Source organism: Sphingopyxis sp. 550A, assembly GCF_053569535.1.
Window position 1 is genome coordinate 109743 of the sequence record NZ_CM131615.1, and the last position, 16415, is coordinate 126157.

The window sequence follows — 16415 nt, forward strand, 5'->3', positions numbered from 1 at the left end:
TAAGCATGGCTACGCGTTTTGACAGCAAGTTAAACCGGCTCCAGCAGGAACTCCCCGAGGGTTTGCTTGCCGATGCCGCGTGGATGCAAGCCCACGGCTATTCATCGGCCCTGCGCAGCCAATATGTCCGCGCCGGTTGGCTCGATAGCCCCGCGCGGCGCGTCTATCGCCGCTCGCGTAGCCCCCTGACATGGCAGCAGGTCGTTATCTCGCTTCAAAGCGTGCTCGACCTGCCGCTCGCCGTTGGTGGGCGCACCGCGCTCGAACAGCAGGGCTATGCTCATTATCTGTCGGCGGCGGTGCGGGAAGTGCACCTTTACGGGCCGAAGCATCCGCCGACCTGGCTGGCCAGCCTGCCGCTCGACGTGGCCTTTCGCTGGCACAACAGCCTGCGCCTGTTTCCCGGCGATGCTGATGCACCGCCCGAACCCGCGCCAGTCATGGTCAGCGCCGCCGGTCTGACCCTGCCCATCCGCTATTCCAGCAAGGAACGCGCCGTCCTCGAATTGCTCGACGAACTGCCCGAGCATGAGAGCTTCCATCAGGTCGATGCCCTGATGGAAGGCTTGAGCGATTTGAGCCCACGCCGCCTGCAAACGCTCCTTGAGGCTTGCGCCAGCGTGAAGGTGAAGCGGCTCTTTCTGTTCTTCGCCGACCGTCACCGCCATGCGTGGCTATCCCGCCTCGACACGTCCCGCGTCGATCTTGGTGCGGGCAAGCGCGTCCTCGTCAAAGGCGGCAAGCTCAACCCGCGCTACAATATCACCGTTCCCGCCGATCTTGAGGCGCATTGATCGTCATGACATTTCTCGACACCTACCGGCAGCAAGTCGCCCTTCTTATCCGTACGCTTCCCTTCGTGGCGGAGGAGAAGATATTTGCCCTCAAGGGCGGCACCGCCATCAACCTGTTCGTGCGCGACCTGCCGCGTCTCTCGGTGGACATCGACCTGACCTATCTGCCGGTCGAGGATCGCGCCGCTTCGCTTGCCGCGATTGACGCCGCCATGCTGCGCATCAAGGAGCGGATCGAAAAGGGGATAAAGAGAAGCCGGGCCAATGCCTCGCGCTCGGCTGATGAGAAAATCGTAACCAAGCTGATCGTCCGCGCCGACGACGTGCAAATCAAGATTGAGGTGACGCCGGTGCTGCGCGGCACCGTTTACGATCCCGTCGTGACGGGGGTGACGCCCGCCGTCGAAGATGCCTTCGGCTTTGCCGAAATACAGGTCGTGTCCTTCGCCGACCTCTACGCAGGCAAGATCGTGGCGGCGCTTGACCGCCAGCATCCCCGCGACCTTTTTGACGTGCGCGACCTGCTGGCAAACGAGGCCGTGACGGACGAATTGCGCCGCGCCTTCCTCGTCTATCTTGCCCGTCATAACCGCCCGATGGCCGAAGTCCTGGCCCCGACCCGCAAGCCGCTCGGCTACGAGTTCGAGCGCGGTTTCGCCGGAATGACGCAGGAGCCGGTCGCGCTTACCGAGCTTGAAGCCGCGCGCGAGACGATCATCGCCGCGATGGTCGATGATATGCCCGACGATCACCGGCATTTTCTGCTCGGCTTCAAGCGGGGAGAGCCGGACTGGAATCTTCTTGGTATCGCCGACGCGCAGAACCTGCCCGCCGTCCTGTGGAAGCAGCGCAATCTTGGCAAGCTGCCCGACGACAAGCGGCGCGAGCTGACCGACGCGCTTGCGAAAGTGCTGTTCCCCACGCGAGGCGGAAAATGACGGATGGGCTAGGCCCGGACAACGCCATTTGGGATGATGGCGAGTGGGTGAGCTGGGACGAGATCAACCAGCAAATCCAGTATAAGGAATGGCGCGCCCGCTATCCCAACGCCGACCTGTCGTTGGTCCCGGTGTTTGAATCGCTGATCGGCACCGCCGAGGAATACTCTATCTCACCGGCAGGCACCTGCAAGTCTATGGCGACATAGGCGAGTTGTATGGCGCGATCACGCACGGCATCAAGCTGCATCGCAATTACGCCAAAGGGTCGGATGGCCGTCTCGGCAATCATTTCGTGGAAGTGAAAACCATCACGCCATTCAAGAATTGCGATGTCGTCGAGATCAATCTTGAGCGCCATTTCAGCAAAGTGCTGATCGTGAAGATCAACGCCGATTTCGAGGTGCGGGGCAAACTGATCGACCGCAAGGCCCTTCCCAAAGGCGAGATCAAGGGCAACCGGCTCCGCATCGACTGGGCGCACGTCGAAGCGAAATAGCCAACACCTATTCAATATCGGCGGTTTTTTGGCGTCCCCTACGGGCCGGGCTTTATCGCTGGCGCGACGGAACCCCCATGCGGGGTTTCCGCCCCTTCGGATGACAATCCCTGACTCGGAATAGGGTGGGCAAGCCCGCCCCGCATTGAGCGCCGCTGGCGGCGCACCTTCAACATTTGATCGAGGAAGAAAGAGGCGCTGCCTCTCTCTCCCTGCAAGGTGCCGCTTTGGGGCCGTGGCTCACTGCGCTGCGCCCGCACCACCCCCGGCACCGGACCTTGCCCCCACTCTCTCCGCCCCTCGCCGGGTCGGCAGGGGTCATGCGCGGCATGACCCCTGCGCGGATCGGAAGGGAGTGAACATCATGACCAAGCAAGACCCTCACAGCCGCATCACGGACCGCATCTTGGCCGAGCTTGAGCAGGGCACTCGCCCGTGGCTCAAACCGTGGAGTGGCGGCGAAATGGCGGCATCAGGCCAGACCCGCCCCTTGCGCGCCACCGGCCAGCCCTATCGCGGGATCAATGTGCTGCTATTGTGGATCGAGGCGCAGGCGTCCGGTTTCGTCAGCCCGTCATGGATGACCTACAAGCAGGCGCAAGCCTTGGGCGCGCAGGTCCGCAAGGGCGAGCATGGCGCAACCGTGGTCTACGACGGCGACAGCAGCAAGACCGTGCGGGACGAGGGCAGCGGCGAGGACCGGGAACAGGCGTTCCGATTTCTGAAAACCTATACCGTGTTCAACGTGGCGCAGATCGACGGATTGCCCGAGCGATTTCATGTCGTGCCGGCACCCGCGCCGGAGGTGGAGCGCATCGAAGCGGCGGAGGCGTTCTTTGCCGGCATTCCCGCGACCGTGAACCACGGCGGCGACAAGGCATATTATATCCCGTCAGCCGACCGCATCCAGCTTCCGCCGTTCGCCGCGTTCCACGATGCCCACGGATATTACACCACGAGGGGCCATGAAACCGTGCATTGGACTCGCCATGAGAGTCGTCTTGATCGCAGCTTTGGCCGCGAGAAATGGGGCGACGAAGGCTATGCCCGCGAGGAGCTTGTTGCCGAAATGGGCGCCGCTTTCCTTGCCGCCGACCTTGGGCTTTGCATCGAGCCGCGCCCCGATCATGCCAGCTACATCGCGAGCTGGATCAAGGTGCTGCAAAACGACACGCGCGCCATCGTGCAGGCCGCCGCCCATGCCGAACGCGCCGTTGCCTATCTTCATCAACTGGCGAACCCCGAGGAGGTGAAAGAGGCGGCGTAGCCGCCGATCGGCGAGGCCGCCCCTGTCAGGGGCGGCCGCTTCGTTTGCCCGCCCACCCGATCCCATGTGCGGGCCGCTCCTTCCGGTCGCGGCCTGAAATCCTTTTCCTTGCCTTCTATACTCTCGCCACCGCGTCCGGTCTGGGTCAGAGCAGCGTAGGGTAGCCGCTGCGTCAATTTCCGATTTCTAGGGGACGCCGTGTCACAGGAACGGGTCGCGATAACTCTTGCTAATGGTCGGCGATTGCTCGAAGATTCGCGGGTCTATGCGCACCGACATCGATCATCTTCCCGCCGCGAAGCAGCGCGAGCTTGAGCGCATCGTCGAAATCATCTTCGACGAATTTGGTACGGCGACGGAAAATGCGACCGGCGCGCGCAAAGGCGCGCGCATTCTCAAGATTATCCTGTTCGGCAGCTATGCGCGCGGCGATTGGGTTGATGCGCCGACGTCGGCGAACCAGTATAAGTCCGACTATGATATTCTCGTCATCGTCAGCCAGAAGGAGTTGACAGACCGCGCCGCCTATTGGGCGAAGGCCGAGGAGCGGCTGATCCGCGCCTACACGATCGAAAAGACGCTCCAGACGCCGGTCAACTTCATCGTCCATTCGCTGCATGAGGTGAACGACGGGCTCGCGCATGGCCGCGTTTTCTTCATGGAGGTCGCGAAGGACGGGATTGCGCTTTACGAGGCCGATGACCGTGAGTTGGCGACGCCTAAGCCCAAGACACCGGAACAAGCGCTATCCGCAGCCAAAGAGTATTTCGAGGAACACGTCGCGAGCGCCGCTGAATTCCTTGAGGGATACAAATTCTACATGGGGCGGGAAAGCTGGAAGAAAGCTGCCTTCCTATTGCATCAGGCAACGGAGAATATTTACGCCTGCGCGCTTCTAACGCTGACATATTACTCGCCATATAACCACAATATCGCCTTCCTGCGTTCCCTCGCCGAAGGTCAGGATCGACGTCTTTTCGGCATCTGGCCAGAAGCGACACATCGCGAGCGGGCGATGTTCCAGAAGCTCAAGGAAGCTTACACCAAGGCTCGCTATTCCAAGCACTACCGGATCAGCGAAGAAGAGCTGACCTGGCTCGGCGAACGGGTCGAAGAACTCGGCCGCGTCGTTCATCAGGTCTGCACCGGTCGCATCGCCGAACTCGAAAAGGCGACGGCGTCCGCATAGCGCGCCGCCCACTGGCTTGCCGGGAGTCCCCGATTCTGACATAATCCCGCCCACGGGATGGAGTGACTGGCGGCCATACCGAGGATTATCCTGCCAGCATCACGCAGGTCCGGCCGAGGTCGGACAGTTGCTGTAGACCGCTTTAGCGGCGTACAGCGGACACCGCTTGCACATTCGCGCGCGATTGCGCGGACCGCCGCTGTGCGAGCTGCAAATGACTACCCCGACACCAAAAGACTTCTACGCGCGCGAAGTCGTGATGGCGCGCGTCGACCATCTCATCCGCCGCAAGCAGGGCCAGATCGAGCGGATCACGCGCATCCTGCGCGCTTTCTTCGATCCCGATCAGGTGCAGGCCCCCGAGCCGGGCCAGATCAGGCGGATCATCCTGATCGGCCCCTATGCGCGGCGGTCGTGGTATGAAGACGACCAGACGATCAACTTTTCCGATTACGAACTGTGGATCGTCGTCAATCATCCGCTCTTCAAAGAGGAATGTTGCTGGACCCGCGCCCGCGAAATCATCGGCAGCGAGCTTGGCGATCGCTGCGCGGTCAGCCTCGAACTCTATTCCCGCGCCGACATTCGCATCGCCAAGGCCGAGCGTGACACTTTCATCCTCGACCGGATCGAAGCAGGCATCACCCTCTATCGCGCCTCGCGCGATGCGCCGCTCAACGAGCGCGAACGCAAGGGAGCGCGGCCATGACTGCGCCCGCTTCGACCGCCGCCTTCGAGGACTTCTATCGCGCCGAGTATCGGCGCCTGCTGCGTAAACTGCGGCGCCGGGTCGGCCCCAACGAAGCGCCCGATCTGGTGCAGGAGGTATTCGCGCGCTTTCTGCGCAGCGAGGCGCTGGGCCGTGTGGAGAATCCGGCCGCCTATCTGTCGCGGATTACCCGCAACATGCTGATCGATCGCGCGCGCCGGAAACGGCATGGCATGCCGATCTTCTTTCCCTTCGACGACGAGCGCGATGCGACGTCGCGCGCCAGTCAGACATGGCGGATCGAAGCGATCGACCTGTTTCGTCTCTATCGGCAGACTGTTCGCGCCATGCCGCCGAAGACCCGGCGTGTATTCGTGATGCGCCGGGTGAAGCGCATGAGCTACAAGGAGATCGCGGCGGGCCTCGGCATCAGCATCGCGACCGTCGATTACCATATGGTGCAGGCCCTTGCGCGCTGCCGTGCTGCGGCTACCGCGCAATGTTGACCGGGGCATATATCGGGCGCGACCGCGCCGCCGACGTTCGAGAACGGGCGGAAACTCGTGCCTCGCCCGGTTCGGGGACTGATTTCGCGGCCTTCTATCGCGCTGAGCGAGGGTGGTTGTTCCATTATTTCCGGAGGAGGATCGGGCGTGATGCCGCGCCCGATCTTGTGCAGGAAGCTTTCACGCGGCTGCTCCGCAGTGGCGCGTTCGATCGGGTCGAATATCCTCGCCCCTATCTGGCGCGAATAGCGCACAATCTGCTGATCGAGCGAGCGCGCAAGATTATGCGCGAGGGAGGCACCGCCTGTCAGTTCGACGAAACCTGCGATGCACCCGTGGCGCCCGAGCAGGAACGGCATGTCGAAGCAATGGAATTGCGGAGGGCCTACCGGCGGGCGCTTCGCCCCCTGTCGCGAAAGACTCGGCGCATCTTCCTGATGCACCGCCTGCGCGGGATGACATATCGGAATATCGCCGACGAACTTGGTATCAGCAGCAAGGCCGTCGAGAAGCATATCGGACGCGCACTCGCACGGTGTCGCAGAGTCGCGCTCGCGTATCGGGAATAGCATCGCGCATGGATTACTGCGCAATGCACTTGGGAGTCGGTTCGATTACTTCTGAAGGAAAAAATTCTCGGGGCCTAATTGGGGGCATCCACGTCGCACGAACTCAATATGTGATTGTAATAAAATCAGAAACTTTGAGTTGTTCGATTCCGGCTCGGCAACCATGTTCGTCGAACCGAAAAATGGCCGATTTCGCCGGTTAAACGGCGCGATTCTTCGCATCGTCCGTCACGCATCGATCATTCCACCGCAATTGCGATGAGTTCGCTTGACACGCTTTTCGCAAGCCCTTCAGAGACAGAGGCAATCTCCTCAGCGAAAGGCTTTTCATGCGACGCACCGCTCTCGTTCCTCTGGCCGCGATCCTGTCCTTGCCCCATGTCGCCATGGCGGCGGACCCATCAAGGCCGGAAGCGGTCTTGAAGGCGAAAGCTTATGAAGAGTCGGCCAAAATTCTGGACCGCGATCATGATCGCCTCGTGGCGGAGATCGTCAAACTCACCGAAATCCCAGCGCCGCCGTTCAAGGAAGCCGCGCGCGCAGCCGCCTATCGCGATATGCTGCTGGATGCGGGGCTGAGCGATGTCGAAATCGATCCGGAAGGCAATGTCACGGGTGTCTATCGCGGCACCGGGCCCGCGGGCGGTCCGGTCGTGATGATCGCGGCCCATCTCGACACGGTTTTTCCCGAAGGCACGCCGATCAAGGTTCGCCGCGAAGGCACGCAGCTTCACGCCCCGGGCATCGGCGACGATACGCGCAGCCTGGCGGTTCTGCTCGCCTATGCGCGGGCGATGAAGGAAAGCGGCGTCAAGGTGCGGCAGGACATCGTCTTCGTCGGCAATGTCGGCGAGGAAGGCCCCGGCGACCTGCGCGGCGTCCGCTATATGATGGCCAAGGGCAAATATAAGGACCGTATCAAGACCTTCATCTCGATGGACGGCACCGATCCGGCGCGCATCGTCACCGGCGGCGTCGGATCGCGGCGCTACCGCATCACCTACAAGGGACCGGGCGGGCACAGCTATGGCGCCTTCGGCCTCGTCAATCCGATGGTCGCGATGAGCCAGACGGTCGTCGATTTCTACAGGATTCCGGTGCCCGCCAAGCCCAAGACCACCTATTCCGCCAGCGTCACGGGCGGCGGCACCTCGGTCAATTCGATCCCGAACGAGGTCTTCATGGAATTCGACATGCGTTCGGAGAATCCGGAGGAACTCGCCAAGGTCGAGCAGGCTTTCCTCGCGATCGTCAAAAAGAGCGTCGCGGACGAGAATGCCGCGCGGTCGATCAAGGAGGGGCCGGTGACCGCCGACGTCAAGCTGATCGGCGATCGCCCGGCGGGGCAGACGCCCGCGACCGCCGAGGTCGTTCGCAACGCCGAAGCGATCATCCGCGCCAAGGGCCTGACCCCCATCGCCTCCTATTCCTCGACCGATTCCAATATCCCGATGAGCCTCGGCATCCCCGCGATCACGATCGGTTCGGGCGGACATGCCGAACGCGGCCATTCGCTCGACGAGTGGATCGACGTCGAAAAGACGAAAAGCGTGCACGGCGCCAGCGTCGGCCTCGGCATCCTGCTCGCGACCGCGGGCGTCCAATGATCCGATAAGGCTTCCCCTTCGGTCCTCGCGCCGGAGGGGGACGAAAAAAAGGGCGGGCATCGTGCGATGCCCGCCCTTTTCCTTGCCTATGATCCGGGGGCGATCAGAGGCGGAGCTTGGCACCGACCGTCACATAGCTGCCGATCGAGTCATAATGGATCGATCCCGCCGGGCTCAACGGCGGATCGCGATCGAACAGATTGTTGACGTTGGCGAAGAGCGTGAAGCGCTCGTCGACATTCACCTGCGCGTTGAGGTCGACATAGACCCGGGCCGAGGTGTCGTTGTTCGCGATGTTCAGCAGATGGTTATATTCTCCGCCGCCGACATAGCGGACGCGCGCCGTGAAGCTCGCGTTATCGCTGCCGTAGGTAACGCTGCCGGTCCCGCGCCAGTGCGGCGTGCCGAAGGTGACGTCGCCGACGTCGCCGGCGCGATCGATGACCGAGATGCCGTCGTCGATCACGACCTTCGACACATAGGTCGCCAGTGCGCGCAGGCGAAGCGTACCGCCGCCGACCGGCTGCTGATAGCTCGCCTCGATGTCGACGCCGCTGGTCTTGTACTGCGCCAGGTTCAGATAGGTCGAGTTGATCTCGGTCGGGCGGCCCTGGCCGTCGCGCGTGATCTGCGAGCAGGCGTTCTGGTTGCCGTTGCCGCACGCGGTGATGACGTCCTGGGCGTTCGGCGAGGTGATCGCGTCGCGCAGCTTGATGTCGAAATAATCGACCGCGAGATTGAAGCCCGGCAGGAAGGTCGGGGTAAAGACCGCCCCGATCGTCAGCGTGCTGCCGACTTCGGGCTTCAGGTTGGGGTTGCCGCCGCCGTAGCGCGTGACGCTATAGGTCTGACCATCTTCCGACACGGTCGAGAAGGTGGTCGTGCGCGTCGTGAACAGTTCGGCCAGGCTGCCCGAACGAATGTCGCGCGAGCGCGACACGCGCAGCAGCAGATTGTCGAAGATGCGGTCGGTGGCGCCGAGCTTCCACGACCAGATGCCGCCGCTGGTGCTGTAATGGCTGTAGCGGGCGGCGGCGCTGAAATCGAGCTTGCTGAACGGCTGGTCGAGCAGCGGCACCGCGACTTCGCCGAAGCCTTCCTGCACGTTGAAGCCGCCGTCGAGCGGCGAGAAGTTGAAGCGGCTGAACCCGCGCGCCGTCGAAATCGGGTCGATGCTGTTCGTCACCTGCTTTTCCCAGCGCGCCTCGCCGCCGAACGCGACCGAGACCGGGCCGGCCCAGGTCGAGAAGAGGTCGCCGCGCAGGCTGGCGCCCATGCTGTCGAGCTTGGTCGTGTAGACGACCTTGGCGAGGTCGCCGAACACATAGTCGATCGCGGCGGGATCGGCACGGCCCGCGCCGAGGATGTTCAGCGGACGGCAGGCGGTGGTCGGATCGGTCAGCGCGACCGCGCAGACGATGCTGTCGCCGACGCGGACCGCGTCGAGCGCCTCGGTCATCTTCGAGCCGACGATCTGGTTGTGATAGCTCTGCATGTTGCGCAGTTCGCCATGGTTGTAATAGGCCGAATAGCGCCATGCTCCGTCGGCGAAGCTGCCGTCGACACCGATGCCGCCTTCGACGTTCTGGCGGTAATAATCGAAGGTGCGCATGCCGTAATCTTCGAAGACGCGGCCGATCTTGACCGTCGTCTCTCCCGCGCCGAGCTGGCTGCGGATGCCGTCGAGATAGGGGTTCGAGGCCTTCAGCGTGTAATTGCCATATTCGGCATAGAAGGGATATTTGGCCCAGATGCGGCTATAGAGGCCGTCGATCCAGAACGTCGCATCGCCGACCTCGAAGCTCGCGCGGGCATAGCTGTTCACGCGCTGATAGGGATTGGCGAGCGACTTCTGGTCGCCGATGCCGCGGCCTTCGCCGCCGACCATCAGCGTTCCGTCCTGATTGATCATGCTGCCGTATTGATAGGGGCGCAGCGAGCCGTCGGCGGCGAAGGTCATGCCCTTGAGCGCGCCGGTGGTGATCAGGCCGTCGAGGCCCGTGTTGGCCGGGTTGACGTCGCGCACCAGGATCTGTTCGTCGCTGCCCGCGGGCGTGAACAGGTCGGCGCTGCCGACATTCTTGCGTGCGTTACGGCTGAGAATGCCGTTGTCGTTCTGATATTCGCCGCCGATCATGAAATGGCCGCGGCCGCCGGCGAATTCGGTGCCGAAGCTGCCGTTGATGCTGTAGCGATAGCCGTCGCCGCGCGTCGACATGCCGTTCTGGACGCCGAGCTTCAGGCCGGTCAGATTGTCGTCGAGGATGATGTTGACGACGCCGCCGATCGCGCCCGAACCCCAGGCCGCGCTCGCGCCGCCGGTGACGATCTCGACCCGTTTCACCATATCCTGCGGGATGCTGTTGAGGTCCGACGCGCCGTTGAAGCGGCGGTTGTTGAGCAAGGTCAGCGTACGGGTGGCGCCGAGGCCGCGAAGGTCCATCGCCGAGGTGCTGGAGTTGGTGTTGGCGTTGGTGCTGTTCGGCGACACGGTCGCGCGGAACTGCGGCAGGTCGTTCAGCACCTGAGCGATGCTAGGGCGCGCGCCCTGCGCCAGTTCGGATTCGCCGACCACGGTGGTCGGGGTCGGCGCATCGAAGCCCTTGCGGTCGATGCGCGAGCCGGTGACGACGATCGCCGAATCCCCGGTGTCGGCTTCGTCGCCAGCCTCCTGCGCCGCCGCCGCGCCGCTATAGGCCAGCGCGAGCATCAGGCCCATCGCGGCGCTGCCGCTCCTCAACAGGCTTTTCAGCCCGGTCCGATCGTTACGCATGGATATTCCCCTTTTTTGAATGGCGTTGAATGAAATCGGCGGTCAGTCCGCTCGCGTGAAAAGCAGGTCGAAGGCGCGGTTCTCGCCAAAGCGGAGCGCGGTGACGGCGCCCGCGGCGTCGCGCTGGAACTTGACGACGACGCGCGAGGCGCGCGGCGCGGCGTCGCCGGTGAACACGTCGCGATAGGCCGGCGTCAGCATCTGGTCGGCCCAGCGCGGGCCGCTGTAGACAAGCTGGCCGCCGCGCGCCTGAAAGCTGAGACAGGTTCCGGTGTCGGCCGAGCAGAAGCGCCCGGCATAAGGCGCGGGATCGGCCGCGGTCACGGCGTCGACCTTGCGATAGGGGATTTTTTCTCCCTCGCGCGTTTCGCGGACCAGCGCGCCCTTCGTGCCGAAGGCGAAAACATCCTCGCGCAGCATCCAGCGGCCGGGGCCGACCGGAACGAGCGCGCGGCCATCGGCGCGCAAGCCGCCCTTGCCGTCGGCCTCGAAGCGCAGCGGCGCACCGCTGACGCCATCGGCATAGAGACCGGTCGGCGCGGCACCCCGCGGCGCATAGGCCGGTTCGGCGCTTTCGTCCGGCAGGAAGATGTCGGCGGCGGCGCGCCCGAGCACCGGCGTATCGGCATCGCCCGCATTGCAGAGCAGCGACACGGCGAGCCGCTGAGCCGGATAACGCGCCATCCAGGCGCGATAGCCGCCGGTCGAGCCCGAATGGCTGACCTCCTGCTCGCCGCGATGGTCGAGGTTCACCAGCGCGAGCGCATAGGCGATCGGCGTGCCGTCATTGAGTTTCGTCGTCTGCTGCATCTGGGCGGTGAAGCCCGGCCCGAAGGCATCGCTGTCGAGCGCCGCCTGCCATTTGACGAGATCGCCGACGGTGGTGAGCAGACCGCCGTTGCCATAGGCGTCCTCGATCACCTGCTCGTTGCGCCAGACGCCGTCCTCATATTCATAGGCACCGGTGCGGCCGAGCACGATGTCGCCATGATCGTCGCGCCAGCGCGTGCTGGTCATGCCGAGCGGCGCGAAGATGCGGTCGCGGGTGAAATCGGCGAGCGATTGCCCGCTGACCCGGTCGACGACGATCGCCAGCAGATTGTAATTGCTGTTGCTATAGAGATAATGGCTGCCCGGCGCGAAATTGAGCTCGGTCTGGCGCGCGGCGATTTTCAGCACATCGTCGTTGTTCGCGGTGCGCGAATTGCGCGGCCATCCCTCGATCGCCGCGACCGATCCCCAATCGCGCAGGCCGCTGGTGTGGTGCAGCATGTGCGCGATCGTCACCGGCGCGGCATAAGCGGGCAATTCGGGAAGATATTTGCGGACGTCGTCGTCCAGCGACATCTTGCCCTCGCGCACCAGCATCAGGATCGCGGCGGCGGTGAACTGCTTCGAATCCGATCCCGCCTCGTAGATGCTGTCGACGGTGGCCGGAACGCCGAGTTCGAGGCTGGCCATGCCATAGCTTCGCATCGCGATCGGCTGTCCGTTCCGCGAAATCGCGATCGAACAGCCCGGGGTATCGTCATGCGCCCAGCGCGCGAAGAGCGCGTCGAGTCGTGCGCCGGCGGCGTCGGGACTCGCCGCCGGCGCGGCCGCGGCCGATGGCGCTGCGGCCCATAAGGACAAGGTCGCTCCCGCGAGCTGGGGCAGGTTGATCTTCATGTTCCGATTCTCCGTCGGCGCGGCGGGCAAGGCGCGAATGCGGCCGCCTTACCGGGGATCGCTGTCACGAAGCTGACACCGGATGCGGATGCGCGGCTTTGGCGCAAGGAATGGAAAATTATCGGCCTCAAGCGTGACATTTCCATATGCCTGGATAGAGGCAGGCTGTAATTTCCGGTGGAAAGACGAGGAGGCGAAGCGGGATCGGGTCATGCGCGTGCTGTTGGTGGAGGACGACGAGCGATTGTCGCGCGGCATGGCCGCGTCGCTGGAAGCGGCCGGCTTTGCGGTCGATTGTCTGGCGAATGGCGAGGACGCGCTGCAGCTTGCCGACCGCGAACCCTATAGCGCCATCGTCCTCGACCTGGGGCTGCCCGACATCGACGGGCTGGACGTGCTGGGGGCGCTGCGCGCGCGGGGGGTCGCGACGCCGATCCTGATCCTGACCGCGCGCGACATGATCGACGACCGCGTTACCGGCCTCGACCGCGGCGCCGACGACTATATGGCCAAGCCGTTCAGTCCGCGCGAACTCGAATCGCGCCTGCGCGCGCTCGTCCGGCGCAGCCAGGGCACGGCCGACCCGGTGCTGCGGATCGGCGCGCTGTCGTTCGACCGGTCGAGCCGTACCGTATCGCTCGAAGGCCGGATCATCGACCTCCGCCGCCGCGAACTGGCGGTGCTCGAAACGCTGATGGGGCGGCCGGGCAAGGTGATTCCGAAAGAAAGGCTGGCCGCCGAAGTCTTCAATTTCGAGGATGCGGTCACGCCGAACGCGCTCGAAGTCTATGTCGGCCGCCTGCGCCGCAAGCTGCAGCCGTCGGGTCCAGCGATTCGCACCGTCCGCGGGCTCGGCTATATGATCGAGACCGATTGAACCGATGCGCCGCCTGCCCCCTTCGCTGCGCTTTCGCCTGACCGCCGCGGTCCTCCTACCGCTCACCGCGCTCGTGCTGTTCTTCGGTATCATCACGACGCTGGTCGCGCGCAACAATGAGGCCGATACGGTCGACCGGGTGCTGATCGGATCGGTGCGCACCCTGAGCCTCGCCTACAACAGCCCGGCGAGCGACCGCGAGCGGCTGGTGCCGCTCGCGGTTCACCTGCTGAAACGGCGCGCGCGGCCGGTCGTCCACTATAGCGTCTGGCGCGGCGATCGGCTGATTGCGGGCGATGCGGCGCTGCGCCCGCCCGCCGACTATAGCCCGGTCGGCGACGGCACGATCGACCGTCACCCGCCGACCACCTTTACGAACGCCTATCGCCGGACCGAACTGATACGCGGCTATCTCGACCCCGCCGACGCGCGCGAGGTGACGCAGGCCGCCTATCTGCGCGACGGAACATTGCACGGAAAGCCCGCGCGGATCGCGATGGAAATCCGCCGCGCGCATGGCGACGACCGACTGATCGCGATCCAGATCGCCGATTATGTCGACGATCGGCTGGCGCACGAACGCGCCTTCCTGCACCAGGTTCTGATGATCGGGCTGACGGCGCTGGTCGTCACCGGCCTGCTGTTCTGGCTGGCGATCCGTTGGGGTCTGCGCCCGCTCGCCACGCTGACCGGACAGGTCGAGGCGGCCCGGCGCGCGGCCTCTCCCTCGGTCCGGCTCGACGCGGACGAAGCGACCCCGACCGAAATCCGCCCCTTCGTCGCCGCGTTCAACGGGTTGATGGCGCGGCTGGAGCGCGCGAGCGAATCGCTGCGCCAATTCACCTCGAACGCTTCGCACCAGATGCGCACGCCGCTGGCGGTCGCGCGCGTGCAGCTCGACGTGCTCGAACGCTATGGCCCTCAATCGCGGCAGGGCCAGGCGGCGCTGACCGACATTCCTCACGCCCTCGACACGCTCGAGCAATTGCTGCGCCAGTTGATCGCGCTCGCGCGGAGCGAGGATCAGGGGACGATATCGGTGCAGCCGTTCGACCTTGCCGACATCGCCGCCGGCGTGACCGGCGAGCGCGCGGCGCAGGCTTCGGCCGATCGGGTCATCAGCTATGAAAAGGAGGGCGAGGGTCCGGTGATGGCGATGGGCCAGCCGACGCTTGCCGCCGAACTGATCGGCAATCTGCTCGACAATGCGATACGCTACAGCCGTCCGGGCGGGATGGTCTCGGTCCGCCTGACGAACGGTGCTGGCGGACCGCTGGTCGAGATCGACGACGACGGCCCCGGCATTCCCGAACAGGAGCGCGAGAAGGTGTGGGATCGCTTCTATCGCATCCAGGGACGCGGCCAGCCGCCGGGGACCGGCCTGGGCCTGCCGATCGCGCGCGCGCTGGCGCAGCGCATGGGCGCGGAGATCGAGCTGGCCGATGGCCGGACGGGGCGGGGGCTGTGCGTGACGGTGCGATTTCTCCGCGCCGATTGACCTGTGACAGGTTGGTGTCAGCGCCGCCGCCTATTTGCTGTCGCTTCACATCAGGGGAGCATCAGCATGTCGATCCATTTCGCCCGTCCCTTTGCCCGCTCCGGGGCGCTGCGCCTTCTGGCGCTCACCGGATCCGCCGCGATCGCGCTGACCGGGCTTTCGGTTCAGGCCCAGCCGCGCGGCGGCGAAACGCTCGAAACCACGCCGGTCCCCAGCACGCCGATCGCGGGCGATTTCAGTCTCGCCGCCGTCGGCGACCTCATCTATCTGCGCCCGATGCTGGCGACGCTCGAAAAGCAGGCGCCCGATATGCTCCGCATTCTGCGCGGCGCCGACGTGACCTTCGGCAATTTCGAGACGACCGCGCTCGACCTCGCGACCTTCAAGGGATCGCCGCAGGCCGAATCGGGCGGCACCTGGATGCTCGCCGATCCGGGCGTGCCGAAGGAGGTCGCCGCCATGGGGATCGACATCGTCGGCCACGCCAACAACCACGCGACCGACTGGGGCGTCGAAGGGATGATCGAGACGCTGAAGCTGCTCGATGCCGCGCATCTGGTGCGCGCCGGAACCGGCCGCACGATGGCTGAAGCGCGCGCGCCCGCTTATTATGACGGACCGCAGGGGCGCGTCGCGCTGGTCTCGGCGACGACCACCTTCACGCCCATGACGCCCGCGGCCGATCCGCTGGGCCGCGTGCCCGGCCGCCCCGGCGCCAATACGATCCGCAGCACCGAGGTCGGACAGCTATCCGAGGCCGACCTCGCGGTGCTGGCCCGTATCACCGGCACGAAGCCGGGCGCGCCGGTGCGAATCAAGGGCCGGGACTTTCGCGCGGTCGAGGCGCCGACGACCCCGATGACGATCGGCTATGACCTCAACCCGAAGGATCTCGCCGCCAATCTGCTCGCGGTGCGGCAGGCCAGGCAGAACGGAAATTTCGTCGTTTTTTCGCTGCACAATCACGAACCCGGCAACGCCAGCCAGACCCCCGCCGACTTCGCGCCCGGCCTCGCCCACCAGATCATCGACGCGGGCGCCGACGTCTATATGGGGCACGGGCCGCACCAGCTTCGCGGCATCGAGATCTACAAGGGCAAGCCGATCTTCTATTCGCTCGGCAACTTCGCGATGATGAACAATTCGCTCGACGACGTGCCCGCCGATATGTTCGACCAGTTCGGTGTCACGCCGGGCAGCGTCACGACCCCCGAGCTGCTTCAGGCGCGCAACGCGAAGAGCTTTTCCGATCCCAATCTTTATGAATCTGTGATTGCGACCACCCATTTTCGCGACGGACGGCTGACCGAGGTGCGCCTCTATCCGATCGACCTCGGCGTCACCGCGACCGGTGCGGCGCGCGGGGTGCCGCACATGGCGGACGCGGCAACCGGCGCCCGCATTCTCGAACGGCTCCAGCGATTGTCGGAGCCTTTCGGCACGCGCATCGACATCGTGAAGGGCGTCGGCATCATCCGCATCGCCGCGAACTAGGAGGGGGCGGTTGAAGCCGCTATAGCC

At 64.6% G+C, this 16415-nt stretch carries 15 protein-coding genes; 13 read left to right on the plus strand and 2 right to left on the minus strand.

All coding sequences use genetic code 11. The features are described 5' to 3' along the window. The first annotated feature begins 5 nt into the window (after positions 1-5). The 10 genes from ACVENA_RS00540 to ACVENA_RS00585 all read left to right on the plus strand — a co-directional run bounded on the left by ACVENA_RS00540 (position 6) and on the right by ACVENA_RS00585 (position 8078). Positions 6-794 carry a type IV toxin-antitoxin system AbiEi family antitoxin domain-containing protein gene (locus tag ACVENA_RS00540; protein WP_449015065.1) on the plus strand — a complete coding sequence of 263 codons (789 nt, stop codon included), beginning with the start codon at positions 6-8 and terminating at the stop codon, positions 792-794. Positions 795-799: 5 nt separating this feature from the next. Continuing rightward, positions 800-1732, plus strand: coding sequence for a nucleotidyl transferase AbiEii/AbiGii toxin family protein (locus tag ACVENA_RS00545; RefSeq protein ID WP_449327203.1), 933 nt, complete (start codon positions 800-802; stop codon positions 1730-1732). Next, positions 1729-1941 carry a hypothetical protein gene (locus tag ACVENA_RS00550; RefSeq protein ID WP_449327204.1) on the plus strand — a complete coding sequence of 71 codons (213 nt, stop codon included), beginning with the start codon at positions 1729-1731 and terminating at the stop codon, positions 1939-1941. Before ACVENA_RS00545 ends, ACVENA_RS00550 begins: the two co-directional genes overlap by 4 nt. Positions 1942-1946: 5 nt before the next feature. Next, a complete protein-coding gene (locus tag ACVENA_RS00555; RefSeq protein WP_449327205.1) occupies positions 1947-2231 on the plus strand; it encodes a hypothetical protein in 285 nt (94 codons plus the stop codon). A gap of 364 nt (positions 2232-2595) precedes the next feature. After that, positions 2596-3498 (plus strand): ArdC family protein, encoded by a 903-nt coding sequence (locus ACVENA_RS00560; RefSeq protein ID WP_449327206.1) that lies wholly within the window; start codon positions 2596-2598, stop codon positions 3496-3498. A gap of 265 nt (positions 3499-3763) precedes the next feature. Next, positions 3764-4687 carry a nucleotidyltransferase domain-containing protein gene (locus tag ACVENA_RS00565; RefSeq protein ID WP_449327207.1) on the plus strand — a complete coding sequence of 308 codons (924 nt, stop codon included), beginning with the start codon at positions 3764-3766 and terminating at the stop codon, positions 4685-4687. 214 nt (positions 4688-4901) lie between these two features. Further along, the gene (locus ACVENA_RS00570; RefSeq protein ID WP_449327208.1) at positions 4902-5396 is read left to right on the plus strand and encodes a hypothetical protein; all 495 of its coding nucleotides are present in this window, start codon (positions 4902-4904) and stop codon (positions 5394-5396) included. Then, the gene (locus ACVENA_RS00575) at positions 5393-5902 is read left to right on the plus strand and encodes a sigma-70 family RNA polymerase sigma factor (RefSeq protein ID WP_449327209.1); all 510 of its coding nucleotides are present in this window, start codon (positions 5393-5395) and stop codon (positions 5900-5902) included. The genes ACVENA_RS00570 and ACVENA_RS00575 overlap by 4 nt, the downstream gene beginning before the upstream one ends. Continuing rightward, a complete protein-coding gene (locus tag ACVENA_RS00580; RefSeq protein ID WP_449327210.1) occupies positions 5896-6471 on the plus strand; it encodes an RNA polymerase sigma factor in 576 nt (191 codons plus the stop codon). The genes ACVENA_RS00575 and ACVENA_RS00580 overlap by 7 nt, the downstream gene beginning before the upstream one ends. A 329-nt stretch (positions 6472-6800) precedes the next feature. Further along, on the plus strand, positions 6801-8078 hold the full coding sequence (locus tag ACVENA_RS00585) for a M20/M25/M40 family metallo-hydrolase (RefSeq protein WP_257547412.1): 1278 nt from the start codon (positions 6801-6803) through the stop codon (positions 8076-8078). Positions 8079-8181: 103 nt separating this feature from the next. On the opposite strand, the gene ACVENA_RS00590 is transcribed toward ACVENA_RS00585, so the two are convergent. Next, on the minus strand, positions 8182-10851 hold the full coding sequence (locus tag ACVENA_RS00590) for a TonB-dependent receptor plug domain-containing protein (RefSeq protein WP_257547414.1): 2670 nt from the start codon (positions 10849-10851) through the stop codon (positions 8182-8184). A 42-nt stretch (positions 10852-10893) separates the two neighbouring features. Further along, positions 10894-12519 carry a serine hydrolase domain-containing protein gene (locus ACVENA_RS00595; RefSeq protein ID WP_449327211.1) on the minus strand — a complete coding sequence of 542 codons (1626 nt, stop codon included), beginning with the start codon at positions 12517-12519 and terminating at the stop codon, positions 10894-10896. A 211-nt stretch (positions 12520-12730) separates the two neighbouring features. On the opposite strand from ACVENA_RS00595, the gene ACVENA_RS00600 reads away from it, so the two are divergent. From ACVENA_RS00600 to ACVENA_RS00610, 3 genes are all read left to right on the plus strand, one after another. Next, positions 12731-13396 carry a response regulator gene (locus tag ACVENA_RS00600; protein ID WP_297665803.1) on the plus strand — a complete coding sequence of 222 codons (666 nt, stop codon included), beginning with the start codon at positions 12731-12733 and terminating at the stop codon, positions 13394-13396. A gap of 4 nt (positions 13397-13400) precedes the next feature. Further along, positions 13401-14894, plus strand: a complete 1494-nt coding sequence (locus tag ACVENA_RS00605) for an ATP-binding protein (RefSeq protein ID WP_449327212.1) — start codon at positions 13401-13403, stop codon at positions 14892-14894. Positions 14895-14960: 66 nt separating this feature from the next. Next, on the plus strand, positions 14961-16388 hold the full coding sequence (locus tag ACVENA_RS00610; RefSeq protein ID WP_449327213.1) for a CapA family protein: 1428 nt from the start codon (positions 14961-14963) through the stop codon (positions 16386-16388). Positions 16389-16415: the final 27 nt, after the last annotated feature.